This is a genomic window from Stenotrophomonas sp. 05N423 (assembly GCF_056397145.1).
In genome coordinates this window covers 747,315-769,462 of the sequence record NZ_JBFTMV010000001.1, presented here as the reverse complement: position 1 = coordinate 769,462, position 22,148 = coordinate 747,315, and the positions used below count along the sequence as shown (strand labels likewise).

The 22,148-nt window shown below is 68.6% G+C and carries 18 protein-coding genes; 4 read left to right on the top strand and 14 right to left on the bottom strand.

The annotated features are described in order from the left end of the window. Positions 1-24: 24 nt before the first annotated feature. From AC1DGW_RS03535 to AC1DGW_RS03525, 3 genes are all read right to left on the bottom strand, one after another. Positions 25-3,195: an efflux RND transporter permease subunit gene (locus AC1DGW_RS03535; protein WP_478019432.1), complete on the bottom strand. Its 3,171-nt coding sequence runs from the start codon at positions 3,193-3,195 to the stop codon at positions 25-27. A 109-nt stretch (positions 3,196-3,304) separates the two neighbouring features. Then, the gene (locus AC1DGW_RS03530; RefSeq protein ID WP_478019430.1) at positions 3,305-4,525 is read right to left on the bottom strand and encodes an efflux RND transporter periplasmic adaptor subunit; all 1,221 of its coding nucleotides are present in this window, start codon (positions 4,523-4,525) and stop codon (positions 3,305-3,307) included. Positions 4,526-4,726: 201 nt separating this feature from the next. After that, positions 4,727-4,966, bottom strand: coding sequence for a hypothetical protein (locus AC1DGW_RS03525; protein ID WP_478019428.1), 240 nt, complete (start codon positions 4,964-4,966; stop codon positions 4,727-4,729). A gap of 126 nt (positions 4,967-5,092) precedes the next feature. On the opposite strand from AC1DGW_RS03525, the gene AC1DGW_RS03520 reads away from it, so the two are divergent. Next, entirely contained in the window at positions 5,093-6,115 is a 1,023-nt protein-coding gene (locus tag AC1DGW_RS03520; RefSeq protein WP_478019426.1) for a LysR family transcriptional regulator, read from the top strand. Between the two features lie 65 nt (positions 6,116-6,180). On the opposite strand, the gene AC1DGW_RS03515 is transcribed toward AC1DGW_RS03520, so the two are convergent. The 3 genes from AC1DGW_RS03515 to AC1DGW_RS03505 all read right to left on the bottom strand — a co-directional run bounded on the left by AC1DGW_RS03515 (position 6,181) and on the right by AC1DGW_RS03505 (position 9,288). Continuing rightward, entirely contained in the window at positions 6,181-6,666 is a 486-nt protein-coding gene (locus tag AC1DGW_RS03515; protein WP_478019423.1) for a hypothetical protein, read from the bottom strand. 226 nt (positions 6,667-6,892) lie between these two features. Continuing rightward, positions 6,893-8,272 (bottom strand): purple acid phosphatase family protein, encoded by a 1,380-nt coding sequence (locus tag AC1DGW_RS03510; protein WP_478019421.1) that lies wholly within the window; start codon positions 8,270-8,272, stop codon positions 6,893-6,895. Then, positions 8,269-9,288: a phytase gene (locus tag AC1DGW_RS03505; RefSeq protein WP_478019634.1), complete on the bottom strand. Its 1,020-nt coding sequence runs from the start codon at positions 9,286-9,288 to the stop codon at positions 8,269-8,271. The genes AC1DGW_RS03510 and AC1DGW_RS03505 overlap by 4 nt, the downstream gene beginning before the upstream one ends. A gap of 258 nt (positions 9,289-9,546) precedes the next feature. Between AC1DGW_RS03505 and AC1DGW_RS03500 the strand changes: the two genes are divergently transcribed. From AC1DGW_RS03500 to AC1DGW_RS03490, 3 genes are all read left to right on the top strand, one after another. Then, positions 9,547-12,360 carry a TonB-dependent receptor gene (locus tag AC1DGW_RS03500; protein WP_478019419.1) on the top strand — a complete coding sequence of 938 codons (2,814 nt, stop codon included), beginning with the start codon at positions 9,547-9,549 and terminating at the stop codon, positions 12,358-12,360. A 113-nt stretch (positions 12,361-12,473) separates the two neighbouring features. After that, the gene (upp, locus tag AC1DGW_RS03495) at positions 12,474-13,106 is read left to right on the top strand and encodes a uracil phosphoribosyltransferase (RefSeq protein WP_478019417.1); all 633 of its coding nucleotides are present in this window, start codon (positions 12,474-12,476) and stop codon (positions 13,104-13,106) included. Between the two features lie 96 nt (positions 13,107-13,202). Further along, entirely contained in the window at positions 13,203-13,496 is a 294-nt protein-coding gene (locus tag AC1DGW_RS03490) for a PsiF family protein (protein WP_478019632.1), read from the top strand. Positions 13,497-13,562: 66 nt separating this feature from the next. Here the strand turns inward: AC1DGW_RS03490 and AC1DGW_RS03485 are convergent, their stop codons facing one another. From AC1DGW_RS03485 to AC1DGW_RS03450, 8 genes are all read right to left on the bottom strand, one after another. Beyond that, positions 13,563-14,399, bottom strand: coding sequence for an alpha/beta hydrolase family protein (locus AC1DGW_RS03485; RefSeq protein ID WP_478019414.1), 837 nt, complete (start codon positions 14,397-14,399; stop codon positions 13,563-13,565). 98 nt (positions 14,400-14,497) lie between these two features. Beyond that, positions 14,498-15,388 carry an MBL fold metallo-hydrolase gene (locus AC1DGW_RS03480; protein ID WP_478019412.1) on the bottom strand — a complete coding sequence of 297 codons (891 nt, stop codon included), beginning with the start codon at positions 15,386-15,388 and terminating at the stop codon, positions 14,498-14,500. A 132-nt stretch (positions 15,389-15,520) separates the two neighbouring features. Then, positions 15,521-17,254 (bottom strand): gamma-glutamyltransferase, encoded by a 1,734-nt coding sequence (gene ggt / locus AC1DGW_RS03475; protein ID WP_478019410.1) that lies wholly within the window; start codon positions 17,252-17,254, stop codon positions 15,521-15,523. Next, positions 17,251-17,535 carry a YfhL family 4Fe-4S dicluster ferredoxin gene (locus AC1DGW_RS03470; RefSeq protein ID WP_104938690.1) on the bottom strand — a complete coding sequence of 95 codons (285 nt, stop codon included), beginning with the start codon at positions 17,533-17,535 and terminating at the stop codon, positions 17,251-17,253. The genes ggt and AC1DGW_RS03470 overlap by 4 nt, the downstream gene beginning before the upstream one ends. Positions 17,536-17,661: 126 nt before the next feature. Continuing rightward, on the bottom strand, positions 17,662-18,153 hold the full coding sequence (locus tag AC1DGW_RS03465) for a hypothetical protein (RefSeq protein ID WP_478019407.1): 492 nt from the start codon (positions 18,151-18,153) through the stop codon (positions 17,662-17,664). Positions 18,154-18,197: 44 nt separating this feature from the next. After that, on the bottom strand, positions 18,198-18,704 hold the full coding sequence (gene coaD, locus AC1DGW_RS03460) for a pantetheine-phosphate adenylyltransferase (protein WP_478019405.1): 507 nt from the start codon (positions 18,702-18,704) through the stop codon (positions 18,198-18,200). Next, a complete protein-coding gene (gene rsmD, locus AC1DGW_RS03455; RefSeq protein WP_478019403.1) occupies positions 18,701-19,345 on the bottom strand; it encodes a 16S rRNA (guanine(966)-N(2))-methyltransferase RsmD in 645 nt (214 codons plus the stop codon). Before rsmD ends, coaD begins: the two co-directional genes overlap by 4 nt. A 130-nt stretch (positions 19,346-19,475) precedes the next feature. Continuing rightward, entirely contained in the window at positions 19,476-22,076 is a 2,601-nt protein-coding gene (locus tag AC1DGW_RS03450) for a serine/threonine-protein kinase (protein ID WP_478019401.1), read from the bottom strand. Positions 22,077-22,148 lie beyond the last annotated feature (72 nt).

Below are 22,148 nucleotides of genomic sequence, written 5' to 3'. Positions count from 1 at the left end.
GCCATCGACCGGCGGCATTGCGTGTCAGTGATGGAGGGTCGGCTCGCCGTGCCGCACCAGCTGGCCGCCACCGTTGCGGGTGACGAACTTGCGCAGGGCCACGTAGAACACCGGCGTCAGGAACAGGCCGAACAGGGTCACGCCGAGCATGCCGGCGAACACGGTGATGCCGGTGACCGAGCGCACCTCGGCGCCCGCGCCATGCGACAGCACCAGTGGCACGGTGCCGGCGATGAAGGCGATGGAGGTCATCACGATCGGGCGCAGGCGCAGGCGGCAGGCTTCCAGCGCAGATTCGACGATGCCCTTGCCGCCCATTTCCAGTTCGCGGGCGAACTCGACGATCAGGATCGCGTTCTTGCACGCCAGGCCCATCAGCACCACCAGGCCGACCTGCACGAACACGTTGTTGTCGCCACCGGTCAGCCACACGCCGAACAGCGCCGACAGCAGGGTCATCGGCACGATCAGGATCACCGCCAGCGGCAGCGACCAGCTCTCGTACAGCGCCGCCAGCACCAGGAAGGCCAGCAGGATCGCCACCGGGAACACGATGAAGGCGGCCTTGCCCTGGGTGGCCTGCTGGTAGCTCAGGTCGGTCCACTCGGTGGTCATGCCCACCGGCAGTACCTTGCCGGCGATTTCGGTCAGCCTGTGCATCGCTTCGGCCGAGGACAACAGGCGTGGATCGGCCTCGCCGGCCAGGTCGGCCGCCGGGTAGCCGTTGAAGCGCAGCACCGGGTCCGGGCCATAGGTTTCCCTGATGGTCACCATCGAGCCGATCGGCACCATCTCGCCACGGTCGTTGCGGGTACGCAGCTTGGCGATGTCCTCCACGCTCTCGCGGAACGGGCCGTCGGCCTGGGCGATCACCTGCCAGGTACGGCCGAACTGGTTGAAGTCGTTGACGTAGGCCGACCCCAGGTAGGTCTGCAGCGTGTCGAACAGCTCGGTCAGCTGCACGCCCTGCGCCTTGGCCTTCACCCGGTCCACTTCCGCGTCCAGCTGCGGCACGTTGGCCTGGTAGCTGGTGATCGGGAACGCCATGCCCGGCGTCTGCGCTACCGCGCCCTGCATGGCCTGCACCGCGTTCTGCAGCGCGCCGTAACCCAGGTTGCCGCGGTCCTCGATGAACATCTGGTAGCCGTTGCCGTTGCCCAGGCCGAGGATCGGCGGCGGCATCATCGCGAACGCGAAGCCCTCCTGCAGGCCGGCGATCTTCTGGTTGATCTCGGCGTTGATCTGCGCGGCGGTGCGGCCATGGCGCTCGTTGAACGGCTTGAGCGGGATGAAGGCCACGCCGGTGTTGGGCGTATTGGTGAACTGCAGCGCGTTCAGGCCGGGGAACGAGATGGTGTGGGCCACGCCGTCGGTTTCCTGGGCGATCTTCGCCACCTTGCGCAACATGGCGTCGGTGCGCGCGATCGAGGAACCCTCAGGCAGCTTCACGCCGGCGATCAGGTACAGCTTGTCCTGGGTCGGGATGAAGCCCGGCGGCACCAGTTTGAAGATCACGCCAGTGCCGAACAGCAGCACGGCGTACACCACGAACACCGCGCCGCGACGGCCAAGGATGCGGGCCACGCCACGCTCGTACTTCTCCGAACTGGATTTGAAGAAGCGGTTGAACGGGCGGAACACCCAGCCGAACAGGCGCTCGATCAGGCGGCTCGGGCCATCCTTCGGCGCGCCATGGGCCTTGAGCAGGCGCGCTGCCAGCGCCGGCGACAGGGTCAGCGAGTTGATCGCCGAGATCACCGTGGAGATGGCGATGGTCACCGCGAACTGCTTGTAGAACTGGCCGGTGACGCCGGACAGGAACGCCATCGGCACGAACACCGCGCACAGCACCAGGGCAATGGCGATGATCGGCCCGGACACCTCGCGCATGGCCTGGTGCGCCGCGGCGGTCGGCGACAGGCCTTCCTCGATGTTGCGCTCGACGTTCTCCACCACCACGATCGCGTCATCGACCACGATGCCGATCGCCAGCACCAGGCCGAACAGGCTCAGCGTGTTGATAGAGAAGCCCAGCAGGTACAGTGCGGCGAAGGTGCCCACCACCGACACCGGCACCGCGATCAGCGGAATGATCGAGGCACGCCAGGTCTGCAGGAACAGGATCACCACCAGCACCACCAGGGTGATGGCCTCCAGCAGGGTGGAAACCACGGCCTTGATCGAATCGCGCACGAAGATGGTGGTGTCGTACACCGCCTCGTACTTCACGTCGGCCGGGAAGGTCTTCTGCATCGCGTCCATGCTGCCGATGACCGCGTCGCGGATTTCCAGCGCGTTCGCACCCGGCGCCTGGAAGATGCCGATGCCCACCGCGTTCTTGCCGTCCAGCTGCGAGCGCAGGGTGTAGTCGCCGGCGCCCAGCTCCAGGCGGGCGACGTCGGACAGGCGCACGATCTCGCCATCGGCGCCGCTCTTGAGCACGATATCGCCGAATTCCTGCTCGCTCTTCAGCCGGCCCTGGGCGTTGATCAGGGTCAGGAACTGGCTGTCGGGCAGCGGTTCGGCGCCGAGCTGGCCGGCCGAGACCTGCACGTTCTGCTCGCGCATGGCGCGCACCACGTCGCTGGCGGTCAGCCCGCGTGAGGCGACCTTGTCCGGGTCGAGCCAGGCGCGCATGGCGTAGTCGCCGCCGCCGAATATCTGCGCATCGCCCACGCCGGGGATGCGCGCCAGCGCGTCCTTGACGTGCAGGCGCGCGTAGTTGCGCAGGTACAGGGTGTCGTACTTGCCGCCCGGCGAGGTCAGGTGCACCACCATCAGGAAGGTCGGCGACTGCTTCTGCGTGGTCACGCCCTGCCGGCGCACGTCCTCGGGCAGGCGCGCCTGCGCCTGCGCCACGCGGTTCTGCACCTTCACCGCCGCCGCGTCCGGGTCGGTGCCCGGGCGGAAGGTGACGGTCATCTGCAGCACGCCGTCCGAGCCGGCCACCGACTTGAGGTACATCATGCCCTCGACGCCGTTGATCGCCTCCTCCAGCGGCGTGGCGACGGTCTCGGCGATGACCTTGGGGTTGGCGCCCGGATACACCGTGCGCACCACCACCGAGGGCGGCACCACGTCCGGATACTCGCCGATCGGCAGGATCGGGATCGAGATCAGGCCGGCGGCGAAGATCACGATCGACAGCACCGCCGCGAAGATCGGCCTGTCGATGAAGAAACGGGAAAAATCCATCAGGGAAGTCCTTGGAATGGCCGGCGCCGGCATGCAGCCGCCCCGCCCTCGCCCTTGCGGGCGAAGGCAACGCGACCGGCCCGGGGCCGGCGTCAGGCGGAAACGGGGCTCAGTTCAACGCGGTGGCATCGCGGCCGGCGCCGGCCGCCACTGCCGGCGCGCGCTGCATCGCCACCGCCCGGGCCTGCACCGGCATGCCCGGCATGAATACCTTCTGCACGCCGTCGACGATCACCTTGTCGCCCGGCGCCAGCCCGGCCTCGACGATGCGCAGGCCCTCGGCGCTGCGGCCCAGATCGACATCGCGGCGCTGCGCCTTGCCATCCTTGTCGACCACGTACACGTACTTGCGGTCCTGGTCGGTCAGCACCGCCTTGTCGTCGATCAGCAGCGCGTCGAATTCGCCGCTGCCGAGCAGGCGCACGCGCGCGAACAGGCCCGGCGTGAACTGGCGGTCGCGGTTGTCCAGCAGCGCACGCACGCGGATGGTGCCGGTGCTGCGGGCGACCTGGTTGTCGAGGAAATCGACCTTGCCCTCGTGCGGGAAGCCTTCCTCGCCGCTCAATGCCACCTTCACCGGCAGCGCCTCATCGCGCTCGCTCGGGCGCTCGCCGGTGCGCGCCATCCGCGCGTAGCGCAGGAAAGTGCTTTCGTCGGCGTCGAAGTACACGTGCACGGTGTCCAGCGACACCAGCGTGGTCAGCACGCTGGCGCTGTCGCCGGCGGTGACCAGGTTGCCGGCGGTGACCATCGCGCGGCCGGCGCGGCCGTCGATGGGTGCGCGCACGCGGGTGAATTCCAGGTTGAGGCGGGCCGCATCCAGTGCGGCCTGCGCCGCCTGCACCGCCGCACCGGACTGCTCGGCGGCGGCACGGCGCTGCTCGGCGGTCTCGGCGGCGATGGCCTGCTGCTCGGCCAGGCGGCGCGCACGCTCGGACTCGCTGTGCGCGAGCGCGGCCTGGGTACGGGCCCGTGCCAGTTCGGCGCGGGCACGGTCGTACTCGGCCTGGTAGCTGCGCGCGTCGATGGTGAACAGCACGTCGCCCTTCTTCACCTCCTGGCCTTCGGTGTAATTGACCTTGTCGATGTAGCCGGACACGCGCGGGCGCAGTTCCACGCTCTGCACCGCTTCGACGCGGCCGCTGAACTCGTCCCACTGGCTGACCTGCTTGACCAGCACCGGCGCGGCGCTGACTTCCGGTGCCGGCGGCGCGCCGGCTTCCTGCGCGTAGCCGCCGCTGCACGCGGCGAGGATGGCGATGGCCAGCGCCGACATGCCTGTCAGGGCAAGGCGTCGTGCGATACGGGAGGGGCTGGAGATACCTTTCATGTCATGCATCCAAGAGGGGGAAGAGGTGCGGCGGGGCGGTCGCGGACCGGACGGGAGCCGGGTGCGTCCAGCAGTGTGCGGAGGTGCTGCTGACAGCCGCTGTCAGCAGTCGGAGGAAACGGACGCCGGAACCGGGCGACGGCGTGCGCATCCGCGCAGGCGCCGGGAAAACCCACCCAAGGGTCGGCTGCTCCTGCAGGTTCACTGTCCCGCCCACGGAAATTTTTCTCCCGCAAGCGGGACAAACGCCATGCCGAGGCAGGCAGCCAGTCGTGGAAACGCGGCGAGCAATCCGCTCGTCACCGCTGGCGTGCGCGCTCCCCGCAACGCGGCGAAGTGCAGTGGATTCAAGCCGTTGTCCCGCCTGGCGCGGCGGTCGGCTCTGGAAAACGCTGGTACGCGGCGCGTCGGCAGGAAGGCGGGAAGGTGGCGCAGGCGCATGGCTGCAGATCCGTTCTGGGCGGAGGCGGCCAAGTTACGCCCCTAATCAATACTTGATTAGTACGAATTGAAGGGAATAATCGTCCCGTCGCCGGCACAATCCCGCTGCCGCAGGATCCCTCTCCCATGGCCAACGATCTCAACGACACCCTGATCTTCGTCAAGGTGGTCGAACAGGGCAGCTTCACCGCCGCCGCGCGCCTGCTCGGGCAGCCCAAGACCACCGTCAGCCGCAAGGTGCAGGAACTGGAAGAACGGCTCGGCGCACGCCTGCTGCACCGGACCACGCGCCGGCTTGGGCTGACCGAGGCCGGCACGGTCTACTACGACCACTGCCAGCGCATCGCCCGCGAACTCGAACAGGCCGAGAGCGCGGTCAGCCAGTTGCAGTCCGGGCCGCGCGGCTGGCTGCGCTTCACCGTGCCATATGCGGTGGGCATCAACTGGATCGCGCCCCTGCTGGGCCAGTTCCAGGCGCAGTACCCGGAAATCCGCGTGGACATGCACCTCGGCAACGAGATGCTCGACCTGATCTCCGGCGAAACCGACCTCGCGCTGCGCATCGGCACCCTGCCCGATTCCAACCTGATCGCGCGCAAGCTCGGCAGCCTGCGCACGCAGGTCTTCGCCAGTCCGGCCTACATCCAGCGCCACGGCGAGCCGCGCCATCCGGACGAACTGCAGTACCACCGCACGCTGGCGGTGCGAAAACAGCACCAGAGCCAGAACAACCGCTTCGTCTGGTCGCTGGCCGAGGACGGCGGGCAGATGCAGGAATTCCCGGTCAACCCGCTGCTGGTCGCCAACGACACCTCGGCCCTGAACTCGATGCTGGTGGCCGGCGAAGGGCTGATGCTCAGCAGCGACGTGATGGCCAAGCCCTTCATCGAGTCGGGCATGCTGCGCCGCGTGCTGGCCGGCTGGACCGGACCGGACTACGACTTCAGCGCGGTGTTCGCCGGCGGCGGCATGGTCTCGCCCAAGGTGCGCGCCTTCGTCGATTTCCTGGTGGAGAAGCTCAACCTGGACGCCAACTACATGCTGCTGCAGTGCCCCAACGCCAAGCATCTGGTCGACCACGAGCCGGCGTACTGCCAGCGCGGGCGCGAGATCCCCGAACTGCGGGTGCTCGAAGCGCTCAGCGCCTGAAGTACCCGGCGCCCGCAACGAAAACGGCGGCCCATGGCCGCCGTTGCTTCACTCCAGCCGGCGCTTCAGTAACCGCGGCCGTATGGCCACAGCGGCACCACCTGCACTTCCTTGCAGCCGTCGTAGCGGCTGCAGCTGCCGAAGTAACCCGGTCCCGAGTAGCGTTGGCGCGCGTCGCGGTTGTAGGGGTTGTTGTAGAAATCCGGGCGGTAGAGATGCCCCTGGCCGTAATAGCGCATCGGCGTCTGCGACGGCGCGGCGAACGGCTGCGGGCTTGTCGTTGCGACGGCGCCGTCTTCGTTCCCGGTCACATAGCCTTCCTGCGGGTCGTAGCGGACCATGCGGTAGTAAATGGTCTCGCCCTTCTGCTGGCGCGTGCGCAACGCCTGCATCGCGCCATCGACATGCATGTACGGGCGGCCGTTCTCGAAAACGACCTCGGAAGGATTGACCTGCTCCTCCTCCAGTGGCGGCTGCGCCAACGCGCTCCCCGCCATGGCGGCCAATAGCAGCGCCGCCCCTGCCACGATCCGGATCCTGCCTGCGCGCATGACGTTCCTCCCTGGTGGTTGTCCGGCATCGCCTGCGATGCCGGACTGGTGCCTGCGCCCATCGACGGTGCGTGCCGTCGAAGTCCACGGGCGACAGATCATGTCGGTACGCGCCGGCCGGCGCGCGGTCGCGGCGAGTATAGGCGGCCATGCCACCCGTCGCATCCCCGGATGCGCGGAAGGTTGATGGCCGTCGCTGCGACCATCGACCTCCGCACATGCCTACCTATTCCCAACAGCGGTCGCTGCGGCCCTTGGGAGATGCCGGACGCAGGCAATCGCGCTGCGGGATGCGGCCATCGTCCAGTTCGCGCAGCTGCCTGCCCGCGCCGTCCCGGACCAGTTCGAACGCATCGTACAGACGCCCCGTCGCGGTGCGCGCCTCGTAGCGCAGGCGCTGGCCGTCGATGCGCAGCACCTGGAACAACTGCGTGTCCTCGGCCACCGGCGCCATGCTCGCGCGCGCCTGCGGCGACAGGCGGTACTGCTTGGCGCCGGCCACCGACACCAGGTACTGCGGCGTGGCGCGCCCGGCCTGCAGCCCACCGCGCCGGCCATAGACATGATCGTGGCCCTGCAGCACCAGATCGACCCGGTGCCGCTCCAGTACCGGCAGCACATGCTCGCGCAACAGCCGGTTCTCGCGGTCCTGGCGCGGCGAGAACATCGGCTGGTGGATCAACGCCAGGTTCCAGGCCGCGCGGCTGCCGGCCAGTACCTGCTCCAGCCAGCGCGCCTGCGCCTGCGCGGTGCCCAGGTCGAGCGCCGAAGTACCGTCCAGCACCACCACGCGCACGTCCTGGTAGTCGAACCAGTAGCTGGTGCCCTGCACGCCGGGCGCGCCGTTGCCCGGCAGGGCGAAGGCCAGCGGCCAGTGCGCGCCGAGCACGCGGCGTTCCTGCGGCGTGTCCTCGAACTCCTCGAAGTACTCGTGGTTGCCCGGCGCCGGCGCCACCACCAGCGAGGTCGGCAGCGCACCCGCCGCCTCGAACCACTCGCCCCACTCGTTGTCGTCCTCGTCGTTTCCCCCGCTGACCAGATCGCCCGCGTACAGCGCCAGGCGCGCGTCCGGCGCATGCCGCATCGCCTCGCGCACGACCCGCGTGGTCAGGCTGACGCTCTTGTTCTGCGTATCGCCGAAATACAGCAGGGTCAGCGGCTCGCCGCTGGCAGGCGCGGTCCGGGTGTGGTGCCACGCGCTCCAGGTGCGGTCGCCCTGCACGCGCCAGGCATAGAGCGTGTCCGCCTGCAGGCCATCGACGACAACATGATGCTGCAGCGCCTCGCCGTTCTCGGTGGACTGCGCGTGGCTGCCGGCCACCAGCCGCCGCGGCAGGCCCATGTCGGGCGAGTCGCCGGCCACCACGATTTCCAGCAGCGGCGCCATGACCGTCGCGTCGGTCCGCCACGACACCGCGAAGCCGCTGGCGCCATCCTGCAGCGGCGAGGCGACGATGCGATCGGGGAAACCGCTGGGCGCATAGCGCATCACCCCGGCCGGTACGCGCGTGTTCGGTTCGGCGCCGGCGGATGCCTGCGCGTCCGCCGCCAGTGCGAACAGCAGCAGCGCCGCACCCCAGCGCATCGCATCGCGGGACCGGCTCATCGCACGCACTCCGGCAACGACAACGCGCTGGCGACATCGCGCCAGTCGAACGCCGCCACCGCCTGATCGTCGTGCGCGGCGTAAAGCACGCCGCCCGGGAAGCGCGCATCGCCCTGCTCGTCCAGCCAGATGCCGTCGGTGTTGGCGGTGACCTTGCCGGCGAACGAACCGACATGGCGCAGGCTGCCGCGGTCGAAGACATGGAACAGCGTGCGCTGCTTGTACTGGTCGCTGCCGATCCAGTAGCCGGAGCCGTCGGCACAGCGCATCAGCGCGATGCCCTCGGCCTGCGCGCCGTATACGCCCTCGCCCACGTCGCGTCCCCGGTACCTGCCGTCCAGGCCATACTCGCGCAGGCGGGTACCGACGCCGATGTCTTCCTCGGCGATCAGCAGGCGCTGGTTGCGCTCGTCGCCCCACAGCGATTCGGCCACGCGGATCGCGCCGGCCCCGGTGGTATCGCCGAAGGCGCCCAGCGCTTCGGCATGCCAGCGCCCCTCCTGCCGTTCCACGCGGTAGCGATGGAAGCGGCGGTCCAGCTGCGCCAGCGGCGGTACCGCGTCCTTGCCGCCCTCGCCTTCGTAGTTGTCGCTGACGATGACCTCATATCCCTGCGGCAGGGCACGTACCCACAGGCCATAGGGCTTGCGCAGGTCGTCGGCGCCGAACAGCAGCAGCGGCTCGAAATCCGGCAGCGAGAACAGCTGCACGCGATGGTTGTCGCGCTCCACCACCCAGGCCAGCGCACCGGTCACCGCGATGCCGTTGGGGCGGCGCAGCCGGCCCGCGGCTTCGCCTTCGCCGCCGACGCTGCGCAGCAGGCGGCCATCGTCTCCGTCATACACCAGCAGCATGCCGGTCTTCTTCGCGGTGGCGATCACCTGCAGCCGCCCCTGCGGATCGCGCCAGCTGGCCGGCGAATCGACATCGTGCTGCGGCGTGGAGGCACTGACGAAAGCTTCCGGCACCACGACGTGCGCGACGGGCAACACCGCGCCCTTGCCTGCCTGCGTCATGCCCGCACAACCGCCACACAGCAACAACACGCCCATCAGGGCCACGCATCCAGGCTTCATCTGCTCTCCCGTCGGAGCCGTCATCGAAAGGCGCCGAACCTAACCATCCAAGATTGCATCGCAATGACGGCAGCCATGCCGCATGTGGCGACATCGCCATGCGTTAATTTTTTTTCATCTTCCAGCAACACTCGCCGACGACAGTGCCGGCACGCCCACGCCACGTGGGACTCGCTTCCGTCAACGAAACCATCCCCAATGAATCTGAGACTTTCCGCTGTCGCCACGGCGATCGCCGCCGCGCTCGCGTTTCCCGCCGCCGTCCATGCCAGCTCCGCCGCGGCCGTCACCGCCGAAGGAATGGCCGGCACCGTCATCGGCGTGGTCAAGGAGGCCGCCCGCGGCGTGTACCTGGATGGCGCGCGCATCACGCTGGACGGGCGCCAGGTCGCCAGCCAGCGCGACGGCAGCTTCCGCCTCGGCGGCATCGCGCCGGGCCGCTACCAGCTGCGCGTGGATTACATCGGCTACCAGCCGCAGGACATCGAGATCGAAGTCGGAAACGGCCAGGGCCTGCGCGTGGACGTGACCCTGCTCAGCACCGCCGCCGATGCCGCCGCGCTGGACCTGGCGCGCATCGACGTGCGCGCCTCGCGCGATGCGCAGGCGATGGCACTGAACCAGCAGCGCACCTCGATCAACTACACCAACGTGGTCTCGGCCGATCTGCTCGGCCAGTTCCCGGACAACAACATCGCCGAGTCGACCCAGCGCATTCCCGGCGTTTCGATCGAGCGCGACCAGGGCGAAGGCCGCTACGTGACCGTGCGCGGCGCGCCCAAGGAATTCACCACCGTCACCATCGACGGCGTACAGATCGCCAACCCCGACGCGGCCAGCCGCGGCGTCGAGCTGGACACCATTCCCTCCGACGTGATCGCCGCACTGGAAGTCACCAAGGCCATTACCCCGGACATGGACGGCGACGCCATTGCCGGCAACATCAACATCCGCACCCAGAGCGCACTGGACCGCGACGGCATGACCCTGCGCGCATCGGCCGCGCAGGGCCGCTACGAGCTGGGCGACGGCGACAACGAACGCTACAACGCCACCCTCGGCCAACGCTTCGGCGCCGACCGCAACATCGGTGTGCTGGTCTCGGCCTCGTACAGCAGACAGGGCCGCTTCACCGACAACGTCGAGACCACCTACCAGCGCTTCGACGACGGCCGCATCCTGCCCGGCGAAGTGCAGATCAAGGACTACGAGGGCACCCGCACCCGCACCGGCGTCACCGGCCGCTTCGACTACCGCATCGACCCGGGCAACCTGCTGTACCTCGTCGCCTCCGACGCGCGCTTCAAGGACCACGAGTTCCGCGACAACCTGATCATCGCCATGGACCAGCACACCGCCGCGTCCGACGAGGTCCACGGCAACGTCCGCGCCACCTTCGACAAGGAACTGCGCGAGCGGACCTACGACAAGAACATCCGCACCTGGAACCTGGGCGGCGAGCATTTCGTCGGCGAGCAATGGAAGCTGGAATGGCAGGCCTCGCAGAGCAGGGCCACCAAGGAAACCAGCCCGCGCGCCCAGTACATCTTCCGTTCCACGGTGCGGCCGAAGATGGACTACGACTACGGCAACCCTGATTTCCCGGTATGGGCCATCCAGGGCCGTGCCGATGCGCCGGCCACCGGCGTCGACCTGCCGGAAAGCTGGTTCGGGTTCCGCCGCCTCAACGACCGCTACGAATACGGGCAAGAGAAGGAGAACGGCTTCCGCGTGGACGCCACCGGCGACCAGACGCTGCTGGGCGACAGCGGCAGCCTCAAGTTCGGCCTGCGCGCGCGGCTGCGCGACAAGTCCTTCGACGACGAGCGCTACCGCAATGGCTCTGCCGCCGATTTCGCCAGACTCGGCCTGACCATGTCCGACCTTCTGTGCGATTCGATGTCCAACAACTTCGGCTACTTCCTGGCCGGCCGGCGCTTCTGCCGCGACATCTTCGACAGGCACGCCGGCCCGCTGCTGGACAGCGCCAACAACCAGCGCCTGATCCCCGACTCGATCACCGGCGACTACCGCGCCAAGGAAGACGTCTACGCCACCTACGTGCGCATGGATGCGAACTGGGACAAGCTCACCCTGGTCACCGGCCTGCGCTACGAGCAGACCCGCGCCGAAGGCGAGGCCACCCAGTTCAACACCGACACCGGCGCAATGCTGCCGCAGCACGCCAGCCGTCGCTACGGCAAGCTGTTGCCGAGCCTGCACTTCCGCTACGAACTGGATGCCGACAGCATCCTGCGCGCCTCGTACTCGACCGCGCTCAACCGCCCGGACTTCATGCACACCGCGCCGTACCGCACCCTCGGCGAGCTGGATACTTCGCCGGTGGCCGAGGGCAACCCGGACGTGAAGGCCGCCTATGCGCACAACCTGGACCTGTCCTGGGAGCACTACCTGCGCCCGCTGGGCCTGGTGTCGGTGGCCGCGTTCTACAAGCGCATCAACGACCCGCTGTTCGTCGCCACCCATGGCGAGAGCATCGGCAACAACCTCAGCCGCCAGGTCACCCGCCCGGAAAACGGCCGCAGCGGCCAGGTGCATGGACTGGAACTGGCCTGGCAGCAGACCTTCGACTTCCTGCCAGCGCCGCTGGACGGCTTCGGTGTGTACGGCAACTACACCTGGGCCAAGTCGCGCGCGGATCTGCCGTTCGGCGAAGGCAGCACCGAGCTGCCGGGCACCTCGCGCACCAACTACAACCTGGCGCTGACCTACGACAAGCATGGCCTGAATGCACGCCTGGCCTACAACTATCGTTCGCGCTTCATCCAGTCCTTCGACGTGGACTCGCCGGAACTGAACATCTACTGGGGCGACCGCGCCAGCCTCGATTTCTCGGCCAGCTACGCCCTCACCACCAACTGGCGTCTGTTCGCCGAGGTCAACAACATCAACGACACCCGCCAGGTCCGCTTCCAGGGCAAGCGCAGCCGGGTGCTGGAGATGGAAGGCTTCGGCCGCTCGTGGCTGGGCGGCGTCCGCTACGAGTTCTGATGCGATCCCCCCTGCCTGCCGGCGCGGCTCGCCGGCAGGCGGGACAGTCGCGGCGGCGAGCCCCGGACGGCGTACCTTAAACTGTCCGTCGTTCTCCTTTCCGAGCCGCCCCCATGCCCGTCGTCGAAGTCCGCCATCCCCTCGTCCAGCACAAGATCGGCCTGATGCGGCAGGCCTCGCTCAGCACCAAGGATTTCCGCGAGCTGACCGACGAACTGGGCAGCCTGCTCGCCTACGAAGCCACCGCCGACCTGGAAACCGAGCCCTGCACGATGCAAGGCTGGGCCGGGCCGGTCACGGTGCAGCGCATCGCCGGCGCCAAGATCACCCTCGTGCCGATCCTGCGCGCCGGGCTGGGCATGCTCAACGGCGTGCTGTCGCTGATCCCGGCCGCGCGCGTGAGCGTGGTCGGCCTGCAGCGCGACGAGGAAACCCTGCAGCCGGTGCCCTACTTCGAGCGCCTGACCGGCCGCCTGGAAGAGCGCGACGCGCTGATCCTCGATCCCATGCTGGCCACCGGCGGCACCCTGATCGCCACCATCGACATGCTCAAACGCGCCGGTGCGCGCCGCATCAAGGGCATCTTCCTCGTCGCCGCGCCCGAGGGCCTGCGCGCGGTCGAGGCGGCGCATCCGGACGTGGAGATCTACACCGCGGCCATCGACGAACGCCTCAATGACAAGGGTTACATCCTGCCCGGCCTGGGCGATGCCGGCGACCGCATCTTCGGCACCCGGGTGCATTAAAAAAACTACATCGCGGCTTCACGGCGGCTTGCTCCCGCGCAAGGCGATGCTTGCGCCCGTCATCCACCACGGAGCCGCGCCATGTACCGTCCCGCCCTGCTTGCCTGCCTGCTGCTGGCCGCCGCCCTGCCGTTCGCCGCCGGCGCCGGCACGCCCACCCCGCAACAACAACGCATGGCCGAGTGCTCGGCCAAGAACAAGGGCCTCAAGGGCGATGCCTACAAGGAAGCCCAGCGCACCTGCCTCAGCGCTCATCCCGCTGCCGCCACGGCCACGGCTGCGACCACGCCGCAGCAGCGCATGACCCAGTGCAACGCCGACGCCTCGGCCAAGCACCTGAACGGTGATGCCCGCAAGACCTTCATGAGCAGTTGCCTGCGTACGCACTGATGATGGAAACGCCATGGAGCGGATCGTCCCCGATCCGCTCCATGGCCGTGCCCCGATTGGCCGCCGTCAACGGCGCAGCCAGTGCTCGCCCGCCGCTGCCGGCGCATCCAGCAGTTGCCGCGCCTGCTCATCACCCAGCAGTTCGGCCTGCAGGAACGCGGTGCCCAATTGCAGGGCGCGTTCGAACAGCGGCTCCGGCTCCCCACCGATCAGGTTGTGTCCGCCACCGGCCAGCACGACCGCACGCTTGTCGCCGGCCGGTGCGGTCTGCACCGGATACAGGTGGTCCGCCGGATCGGTGACGAAACCCGGCACCCGGTCCTCGTCGCCGGTCACCAGCAACAGCGGCACGGCCAGCGACCCGTACGAACCGGGGCCGATCAGCCCGGGAATCCGGCCCGGCGAGGAAAAGCCCAGCACCGCCACCACGCCGGGATCGCGCAGCGGCCCGAGGTCGGCCAATGCCCCGCCCTGCACCGCCGAGATCAGCGTGCCCAGGCTGTGCCCGGCCGCCGCCACCGGCAGGCCCGGCCAGCGTGCACGGGCATAGGCGCTGGTCGCGCGCATGTCGGCCAGGCGCTCGCCGAAGCCCTGCTGCAGCGAAAACTTCTCCCGCTCCGGGTACTTGACCGAATCCACGTGCAGCGGCGCCAGTACGACAAAGCCGGCGTCGGCCCAGGTCTGCAACAGGCGGTCGTAGCGCTCCGGCCAGGCGCCATGCCCACTGGAGAACAGCACCACGCCGCGCGCCTGCGCCGGCTCCCAGATGGCCAGCGTGGTGGCGCGCCCGGGAGATACCTGTAGCGGTACCGTGGCGCCGGGCGCGGCGAAGGCGTGCTGGACCATGGCCAGCGAAGCCAGCGCCAGGGCGAACAGCCCGCGAAGGAAAGAGCGTTTGTTCATGACCGATCCCGCGTTGGAAGACGGGACCAGTTTCCGCGATGCGGACCAGGCAGGCAGGAGCCGGCGGTCACCCGCGCGGCGTGCCGGAAGTCACTTTTTCATGCCGCCAGGGAACGCGCGCGCAGCTCGGCGACCTCGTGGGCCACGCCGAAGCGGCCCTTCTCGTCGCGTATCACCTGTGCCATCGCACACTGCGGGTCGTGGGTGAAGAACAGATGCACGTTGCGGGCGAGCTTGTCCTCGAGGAAGGCGCGCTTCTCGTCGATCAGCAGCTCCGCGTTGCGGTCGTAGCCCATGGTGATCGGCACATGCACCCAGGAACGGCCGGGGATCAGGTCGGCGCAGAACACCAGGCCGCCATGCGGTTGGCCATCGATGCGTTCGGGGCCGACGATCTCGGCCAGCATCAACCCCGGCGTATGCCCGTCGCTGAAGCTGAAACGCACCGACTCGCCCAGCACCTGAGAATGCGCGCCGGTCACGATTTCAAGGCGGCCACTGGCCTCCAGCAGGCCCGGCAGCTCCGGGATGAAGCTGGCGCGGTCGCGCGGATGCGGATGGCGCGCGCGCTCCCAGTGCGCGGCGCCGACCACGAAGGTCGCGTTCGGGAACAGCAGCTCCGGCGCGCGTCCTTCCGACCAGGGCGCCAGCAGGCCGCCGGCGTGATCGAAATGCAGGTGGCTGAGCACCACCACATCGATGTCCTCGTGCTCGAAGCCGGCCTCGCGCAGCGAATCGATCAGGATGTGGCGCGGCTCCTGCACGCCGTAGCGCTCGCGCAGCTTCGGCTCGAAGAACGCGCCGATGCCGGTTTCGAACAGCACCGTCCTGCCGCCGAGCGGGCTGGCCAGCAGCGCCCGGCAGGCCAGCTCGATACGGTTCAGCTCATCGGCTGGCGTCCATTTTTCCCACACGGCCTTGGGTGCGTTGCCGAACATCGCCCCACCGTCCAGCTTCTGGCTGTTGCCTCGGATCGACCATAGTTTCATATGAAAAATTCTACCCACGCCGCGTTAAATATTCGCAAGCCACGGCACCGGTTTCCGGCCGCCCGGCCGGAAACGCGGAACCCCGCCATGACGGCGGGGTTCGCGGGTCGATCACACCGGTGGAAGACGGGCTCAGTCGCCCTTGCGCACTTCAGCGCTGCCCACCGGATTGCGCGGGTCGCTGCCGCCGCTGAGGGTGTTGCTGCGGCGATCCCACTCCACCGTCTGCAGGTTGCCCCAGACATGGCTGGAACCGCGCCCGCCCTCGGCGCTGTCGCCCGGCAGGTCGACCTTGTGGCCCATGGCCTGCAGTTGCCTGGCCACTTCCGGCGTGAACGCGCCGCTCTCGGCCGAGATCTCGTCCGGCAGCCACTGGTGGTGATAGCGCGGCAGCGCCGCGACCTGCTGCGCATCCAGCCCGGCGTCGTAACCGAGGATGCCCAGCAGCACCATGGTGATGATGCGGCTGCCGCCCGGAGTGCCGATCACGATGACCTTGTCGGCGTTCTCCATGAAGGTCGGCGTCATCGAGCTGAGCATGCGCTTGCCCGGCTTCGGCGCGTTGGCCTCGTAGCCCATCACGCCGAACGCGTTGGGCGTGCCCGGCTTGAGCGCGAAGTCGTCCATCTCGTTGTTGAGCAGCACACCGGTGCCGGCCGGGATGAAGCCCGAGCCGTACAGCAGGTTCACCGTCTGCGTGCCGCCGACACGGTTGCCTTCGTTGTCGATGATCGAGAAATGCGTGGTCTCGTCGTCTTCCAGCGGCGTCGGCTTGCCCGACAGCAGGTCGCTCGGGGTGGCCTTTTCCGGATGGATGGTCGCGCGCAGGCCCTGCGCGTAGTCGCGGCTGGTCAGCACCTTCTGCGGGATCTGCACGAAATCCGGATCGCCAAGGAAGAAGGTGCGGTCGCGGTAGGCGCGGCGCATCGCTTCCACCACCAGGTGGGTGCGGTGCGCCTCGTCCAGCCTGGCCAGGTCCCAGCCTTCCAGGATCTGCAGCATGGACGCCAGCGCGATGCCGCCGGAGGACGGCGGCGGCGCGGTGGTGATCTTCCAGCCGCGGTAGTCGAACACGATCGGCTCGCGCGCCTTGACCGTGTAGCCGGCCAGTTCCTCGGCGGTCCACTGGCCGCCGGCCTTCTTGACGCCGGTCAGCAGTTTTTTGGCGGTCTCGCCGCGGTAGAAGCCGTCGAAGCCCTTGTCGGCCAGCAGCCGCAGGGTATGCGCCAGCTCCGGCTGTTTGAAGATGTCGCCTTCGGCGATGGGCCGGCCGTTGCGCAGGTAGACCTCGCGCGTGCCGGGATAGCGCTCCATCACCTCGCGACGCGACGCGTAGCCGCGCGCCATGCGCGCATACACCGGGAAACCCTCGGTGGCGATGCGGATGGCCGGCGCCAGCGATTCGGACAGCGGCAGGCGACCATGCTCGCGCGCGACCTGCACCAGCATTGCCGGCAGGCCGGGGATGCCGGCCGACCACGGGCCGTTGACCGAGCGGTCACGGTCCAGCTCGCCATTCTTGTCGAGGAAACGCTCGGGCGTGGCCGACGCCGGCGAGGTCTCGCGCGCGTCGAGCATCACGTCCTTGCCGGTGCGCGCGTCGTGCAGCATGAACAGGCCGCCGCCGCCGAGGCCGGAGCTGATCGGCTCGACCACGGCCAGCGTGGACGACACCGCCACCGCGGCGTCGAACGCATTGCCGCCCCTGGCGAGGATTTCCATGCCGGCCTTGGTTGCCAGCTCGTGGCCGCTGGCGATCGCCGCGCCATCGGGGTGCGCGGCGAGCGCCTGCGGTGTTTCCGCCGCCCACGCCGCCGGTGCCAGCACCAGCGCAAACAACAGGAAGGAACGCGCGAAACGTTTCATGCCGAGGGGGTCTCCGGTTCGTACAGTTCGGGGTGGTCGCGCTGCAGTGCATGCAGCTTGGCCAGCAGCTGGTCGTGGGTCTCGGGAATGTCCGGGTCCGGATCGATGCACTCGACCGGGCACACCACCACGCACTGCGGTTCGTCGAAATGGCCGACGCATTCAGTGCAACGGGCAGGATCGATCACGTAGATCGTCTCGCCCATCGAGATTGCCTTGTTCGGGCAGGCGGGCTCGCAGACGTCGCAGTTGACGCAGAGCTCATTGATTTTCAGAGACATGGAACGGCTCCATGCCCGCGCTTGCCGGCGGCAGGCCGGAAGCGCGTGGCGCCGCCGGCTCCATGCGGCCCGTCTCCGGGCCGGCAGCGGCCGGGCATGCCTCGCGCATGCCCGGCCTGACACGGGTCACTTGGCTTCAACGAAAATGTAGTCGGCGCCRGTCGGCTGCACGATGGTCTGCACGCGGGCGTTGTCGGCGGCATCGCCGATGAACACCACGCGCACGCCCTTCATCGAATCGGCTTCCACGCCCTTGAACGCGGTCTCGATCAGGTCGGCCATCTTCGACGAGGCCGAGGAACCGAAGGCCAGCATGTTGCCCGGCGACACGCCGCGGCCGATGGCGGCGGTGGCACTTTCGACCTGGCGCGTGTACTTGTCGGCGAATTCCGGATCCGATTCCGGCACCAGGTAGTACAGGAACGGGCTGTTGCTGATGTTGCCCATGTTCTGCACGGCCACGGCCTGCAGGTACTTGCGCCAGCCGGCATCGTCGTCCTTGGCCGGCGCTACCAGCGCCTGCTGCGCATCGGCGACCGGGGCGGCCTCTTCCTTCTTGCAGGCGGTGAAGCCCAGCACCAGCGAAGCGGCAAGCATCACGCGCATCGTGTTCTTCATGGATCGTCTCCCTCTATTGGATTCGTTACAGCTGTTGGGATGGGTCAGGCGCCCGCGCGGGATTCGCGGGCCTTGCGCAGCGCTTCCAGCACCGTAGCCGGCACGAAGCCGGACACGTCGCCTCCGAGCCGGGCGATTTCGCGCACCAGCGAGGAGGAAATGAAGCTGTGCTGTTCGGACGGGGTCAGGAACAGGGTCTCGACCTCCGGGATCAGGTGGCGGTTCATGCTCGCCATCTGGAATTCATACTCGAAATCGGACACCGCGCGCAGGCCGCGCAGCAGCACGCCGGCACGCATCGAGCGCACGAAATGCGCCAGCAGGGTGTCGAAACCGACCACCTCGACGTTGCCATGGCGTGCCAGCGCCTCGCGCGCCAGGTCCACGCGCAGCTCCAGCGGCAGCGTCGGCCCCTTGGACGGGCTCTGCGCCACGCCCACCACGATCTTCTCGAACAGCGGCGCAGCCCGATGCACCAGGTCGATGTGACCATTGGTGATCGGGTCGAACGTGCCCGGATAGACGGCGATGCGCGGGTTGGACGGGATCATGCGGACGGAGTCGCGTTCAGGTCACCGCGAAGTGTAGCAGCGGCGTGGCGATACAGGGCATAGCCCACATCGCGGGTGCCGCCCTCGCGGTGCAGGCTCCAGCCCGCGGGCGGAAGCGGCGCCGCGCCGGCGGGCGCTTCCACGTACAACCATGCGTCCGCGGCCAGGTGCCGCGGCAAGCGTTCGAACACCTGCGCCCACAGGCCGGCGGCGAATGGCGGGTCCATGAACACGATGTCGGCCTGCATCGGCACGGCCGTTTCCAGCCAGCGCAGCGCATCGCCGGCGGCGACCTGCACCTGCTCCCCGGCACCGAGCCGCTCGACCACGCCGCGCAATGCCGCAACCAGTGCGGGATCGCGCTCGACCAGCTGCGCGGAGGCCGCGCCGCGCGAGACCGCTTCCAGTCCCAGCGCGCCACTGCCGGCGAACAGGTCCAGCACGCGCGCACCCGGCAGCTTCGGCATCAGCCAGTTGAACAGGGTCTCGCGCACGCGGTCGCTGGTCGGGCGCAACCCTTCGGAATACGGCACCTGCAGGCGCGTATTGCGCCAGCGCCCACCGATGATGCGCACCTGCCCTTCCCCGCCATGCGCGGGACGCCGGGAAGCAGGAGCTGGAGATCGGGGCGGACGGGGCATGCGGCGGGCGATGGAGATGGGCGGGGCATGATAAGCCGAATCGAGCATGGCTCCCGCGGCCGATACCTTCTGCGCACTTCCTTGCCGAACCACCAGATCGCTGAAACCCCGCGACGCGCAAGCGTGAGATTCACTCCTGCGCCAACCGCAACTCCCTGTGCGCAATGCGTTGCCTGCGGGGATCCGGCTCCGGCTCGCCATCGGCAGCGGCGACGGCGCGTTGCGCCAGCTCCCGGTCCGGCGCTCCCGCCAGGCGCAGGGTTTCGGCGGCCATCATCAGCGCAGCCCCCCGCAGCAGAACAGGTTGTCCTTCCCACTCGCCCAGGACGGCATCCACACCGGAACGCACGTCGGCCCCGGGCAGCGTTGCCGCTTCCGCGCGCAGGAGACGCAGGCGCAGATTGAGCAGCCTGCGTTGGCCATTGGAGCCCTTCGCCGGGGCAGTTCCTTCCAGCGAGGCCAGACCCGCCCGTGCAGCGAGCGCGGCCCCGGCCGCATCGCCCTTTGCCCAGGCCAGATCGGAGCGCGCCTGCTGGATCATGGCGCGCACCGCACGCGTCTCGCCCTGGAAGCCCGGCTCCTCCTGGAACGGCGGCAGGTCGCGCAACGCGGCGGCGGCTCCTTCGAGATCACCCGATTCACGCAGGATGTCCGCGCGCAGCGCCATCACCCAGGGGCCGAAAATGGAAGGCATGCCCTCCTGCTCCGCTACTGCACGCCCTGCCTCAAGCACCTGCAGCGCTTCGGAAGCGCCCGCTTCCGAACGCCGGAGTACATCCACGAACTCCAGCATCATGACAAGCTGGTCCATCGAGGCTGGCCTCCCCGTTCTGGCCATGCCCTGCAAGGACTCGCGCATCAGCGCGGCACTGGTCGAATAGTGCCCCTGGTTGCGATGGACCAGCGCCAGGTCGCTTCGGGCGGCACGGGTCCGCGGATGATCGGCGCCATAGCGCCCGGTGAGGGCCCGCAAGGAGCGCTGCCGGGTCGCGATGGCCAGTGGGGCATTGCCACGCTGGTCATACGCAAAGCCGAGCGTGCGCAGGACGCCAAGCCGGATCTGCAGCATTTCCTCGTCCAGTGGCTGCGGGAAGCTGTCGAGCAGACGCAGCAGGATCGGCGAAAGCTGGATTATCTGCGGGTAGTCATCACGGACCATCGCCAATGTGACGAAGGTATCCAGTTCCTGCGCCAACAGGCGGGTACGTATCGCTCCGGCACCCGCGGCGAGCGGACGCGCCGTCGCCAGGAATTCCCGGGCTTCCTGTTCGCCTCCGGCGATGGCGTAGATGCGCGCCAGGCGCAGCAGCAGCTGCGCGCGCGCCGGCGCATCCATCGCCTCCGGGTCCATGCCCATCGTGCGCGCGCTGCCGATGATGTCGCTGACCGTGGTGCCATGCCCGCCGTCCATCGCCAGCGAACGCGAAAACATTCCCGCCAGCATCTCCTGCACCGCCAGCGAACTGTTGGCCTGCATTCCAGCCAGGGCGCGTTGCCTCTCTGCAAGATGCTGCTGCTCGCGTGCGTTGCGCGCCTCCCTGCGCGCGATGTCCGCCTGCCACAGCGACACCGCCAAACCAGTCACCAACGTCGCCGCCACCGCTGCCGTCGCCCCCACCGCCAGCGCATGCCGGCGCAGGAAGCGGCTGGCGCGATAGCGCAGGGTCGGTTCGCGCGCCGACACCGGGCGGCCGTCCAGCCAGGCCAGCAGGTCGTCCCGCAAGGCCTCGACACTGCCGTAGCGCTGGCGCGGGTCGCTCGCCAGGCAATGACCCGCTATGGCACTGAGGTCACCCTTCAGCTCACCCGCAAGCGCGCCCGGCGCACGTCCGCATTTGCCGGCGTCCACGACGGAGATGCCCTTCGCCGCCTCCCACAGCGGCTGCGGGTCGTCGCGCATGCGCGTCAATTGCGCCCGCAGGGGTGTATCCCCGGTCAAACCGAACGGATGCGCGTGCGCCAGCAAGGCATACAGCAGCACGCCAGCCTGGTAGAGATCGGTCGCGGTGGAGACCGGTTCGCCATGCAGTTGCTCGGGCGAGGCGTACTCGGGCGTGAATGCGCGGTCACCGGTGCGGGTCTGGCCAGGCTCCTCCGCATCCTCCAGCAGCTTGGCGATACCGAAATCGAGCAGGACGACATGGCCGTTGGCGTCGACGACGATGTTGGACGGTTTGAGGTCGCGGTGCACCACCAGCTGCCGGTGGGCGAAAGCCAGCGCATCCAGCACCTGCAGCAACAAGCGGACGCGTTCGCGCACGGACAGGGCGCGCGCGTCGCACCACTGGTCGATGCGCTCGCCCTCGACATGGGTCATAGCGAAATACGGCACGCCGGCGTCGGTCATGCCGCCATCCAGCAGCGTGGCGATGTTGGGATGCGCGAGCCGCGCCAGGATGCTGCGTTCGCGGATGAAACGTTCTCGCGCGCGTGGCGAATCCAGGCCGACGCGGATGAGCTTCAGCGCCGCCCGCTGGCGGAATTCGTCGCCTTCGCGCTCGGCCAGATAGACCGCCCCCATGCCGCCGCGCCCGAGCAGGGAAACGATTCGCCAGCCCCCCAGCATCTGCCCGATCATCGCCGCGCCCACCTCCGGCAGCGGCAGCGCCTGTGCGACCGCCGCCTCCCACTGCGCCACGCGCTCGGACGCCACGGGCGCATCGCCCACCTCCCTGTCGGCGGCGAGCAGCCGCTCGACCAGCGCGTGTAGAGTGGGATCGCTGCCCTGCAATGACTCCAGCTTCGCCTGGCGCGCGGCATCCGGCAGTTCGACCAGTTCGTCGAATACTTCGAACGCGCGGCG

Excerpts from the sequence above, each read along its gene's own strand:
- AC1DGW_RS03505 (WP_478019634.1), bottom strand. The coding sequence starts at position 9,288 with ATGACGCAGGCAGGCAAGGGCGCGGTGTTGCCCGTCGCGCACGTCGTG.
- AC1DGW_RS03470 (WP_104938690.1), bottom strand. The coding sequence starts at position 17,535 with ATGTCTCTGAAAATCAATGAGCTCTGCGTCAACTGCGACGTCTGCGAG.
- AC1DGW_RS03530 (WP_478019430.1), bottom strand. The coding sequence starts at position 4,525 with ATGAAAGGTATCTCCAGCCCCTCCCGTATCGCACGACGCCTTGCCCTG.
- upp (WP_478019417.1), top strand. The coding sequence starts at position 12,474 with ATGCCCGTCGTCGAAGTCCGCCATCCCCTCGTCCAGCACAAGATCGGC.
- AC1DGW_RS03535 (WP_478019432.1), bottom strand. The coding sequence starts at position 3,195 with ATGGATTTTTCCCGTTTCTTCATCGACAGGCCGATCTTCGCGGCGGTG.
- AC1DGW_RS03510 (WP_478019421.1), bottom strand. The coding sequence starts at position 8,272 with ATGAGCCGGTCCCGCGATGCGATGCGCTGGGGTGCGGCGCTGCTGCTG.
- AC1DGW_RS03480 (WP_478019412.1), bottom strand. The coding sequence starts at position 15,388 with ATGAAACTATGGTCGATCCGAGGCAACAGCCAGAAGCTGGACGGTGGG.
- AC1DGW_RS03485 (WP_478019414.1), bottom strand. The coding sequence starts at position 14,399 with ATGAACAAACGCTCTTTCCTTCGCGGGCTGTTCGCCCTGGCGCTGGCT.
- AC1DGW_RS03515 (WP_478019423.1), bottom strand. The coding sequence starts at position 6,666 with ATGCGCGCAGGCAGGATCCGGATCGTGGCAGGGGCGGCGCTGCTATTG.
- rsmD (WP_478019403.1), bottom strand. The coding sequence starts at position 19,345 with ATGCCCCGTCCGCCCCGATCTCCAGCTCCTGCTTCCCGGCGTCCCGCG.
- ggt (WP_478019410.1), bottom strand. The coding sequence starts at position 17,254 with ATGAAACGTTTCGCGCGTTCCTTCCTGTTGTTTGCGCTGGTGCTGGCA.
- AC1DGW_RS03520 (WP_478019426.1), top strand. The coding sequence starts at position 5,093 with ATGGCCAACGATCTCAACGACACCCTGATCTTCGTCAAGGTGGTCGAA.
- AC1DGW_RS03525 (WP_478019428.1), bottom strand. The coding sequence starts at position 4,966 with ATGCGCCTGCGCCACCTTCCCGCCTTCCTGCCGACGCGCCGCGTACCA.
- coaD (WP_478019405.1), bottom strand. The coding sequence starts at position 18,704 with ATGATCCCGTCCAACCCGCGCATCGCCGTCTATCCGGGCACGTTCGAC.
- AC1DGW_RS03500 (WP_478019419.1), top strand. The coding sequence starts at position 9,547 with ATGAATCTGAGACTTTCCGCTGTCGCCACGGCGATCGCCGCCGCGCTC.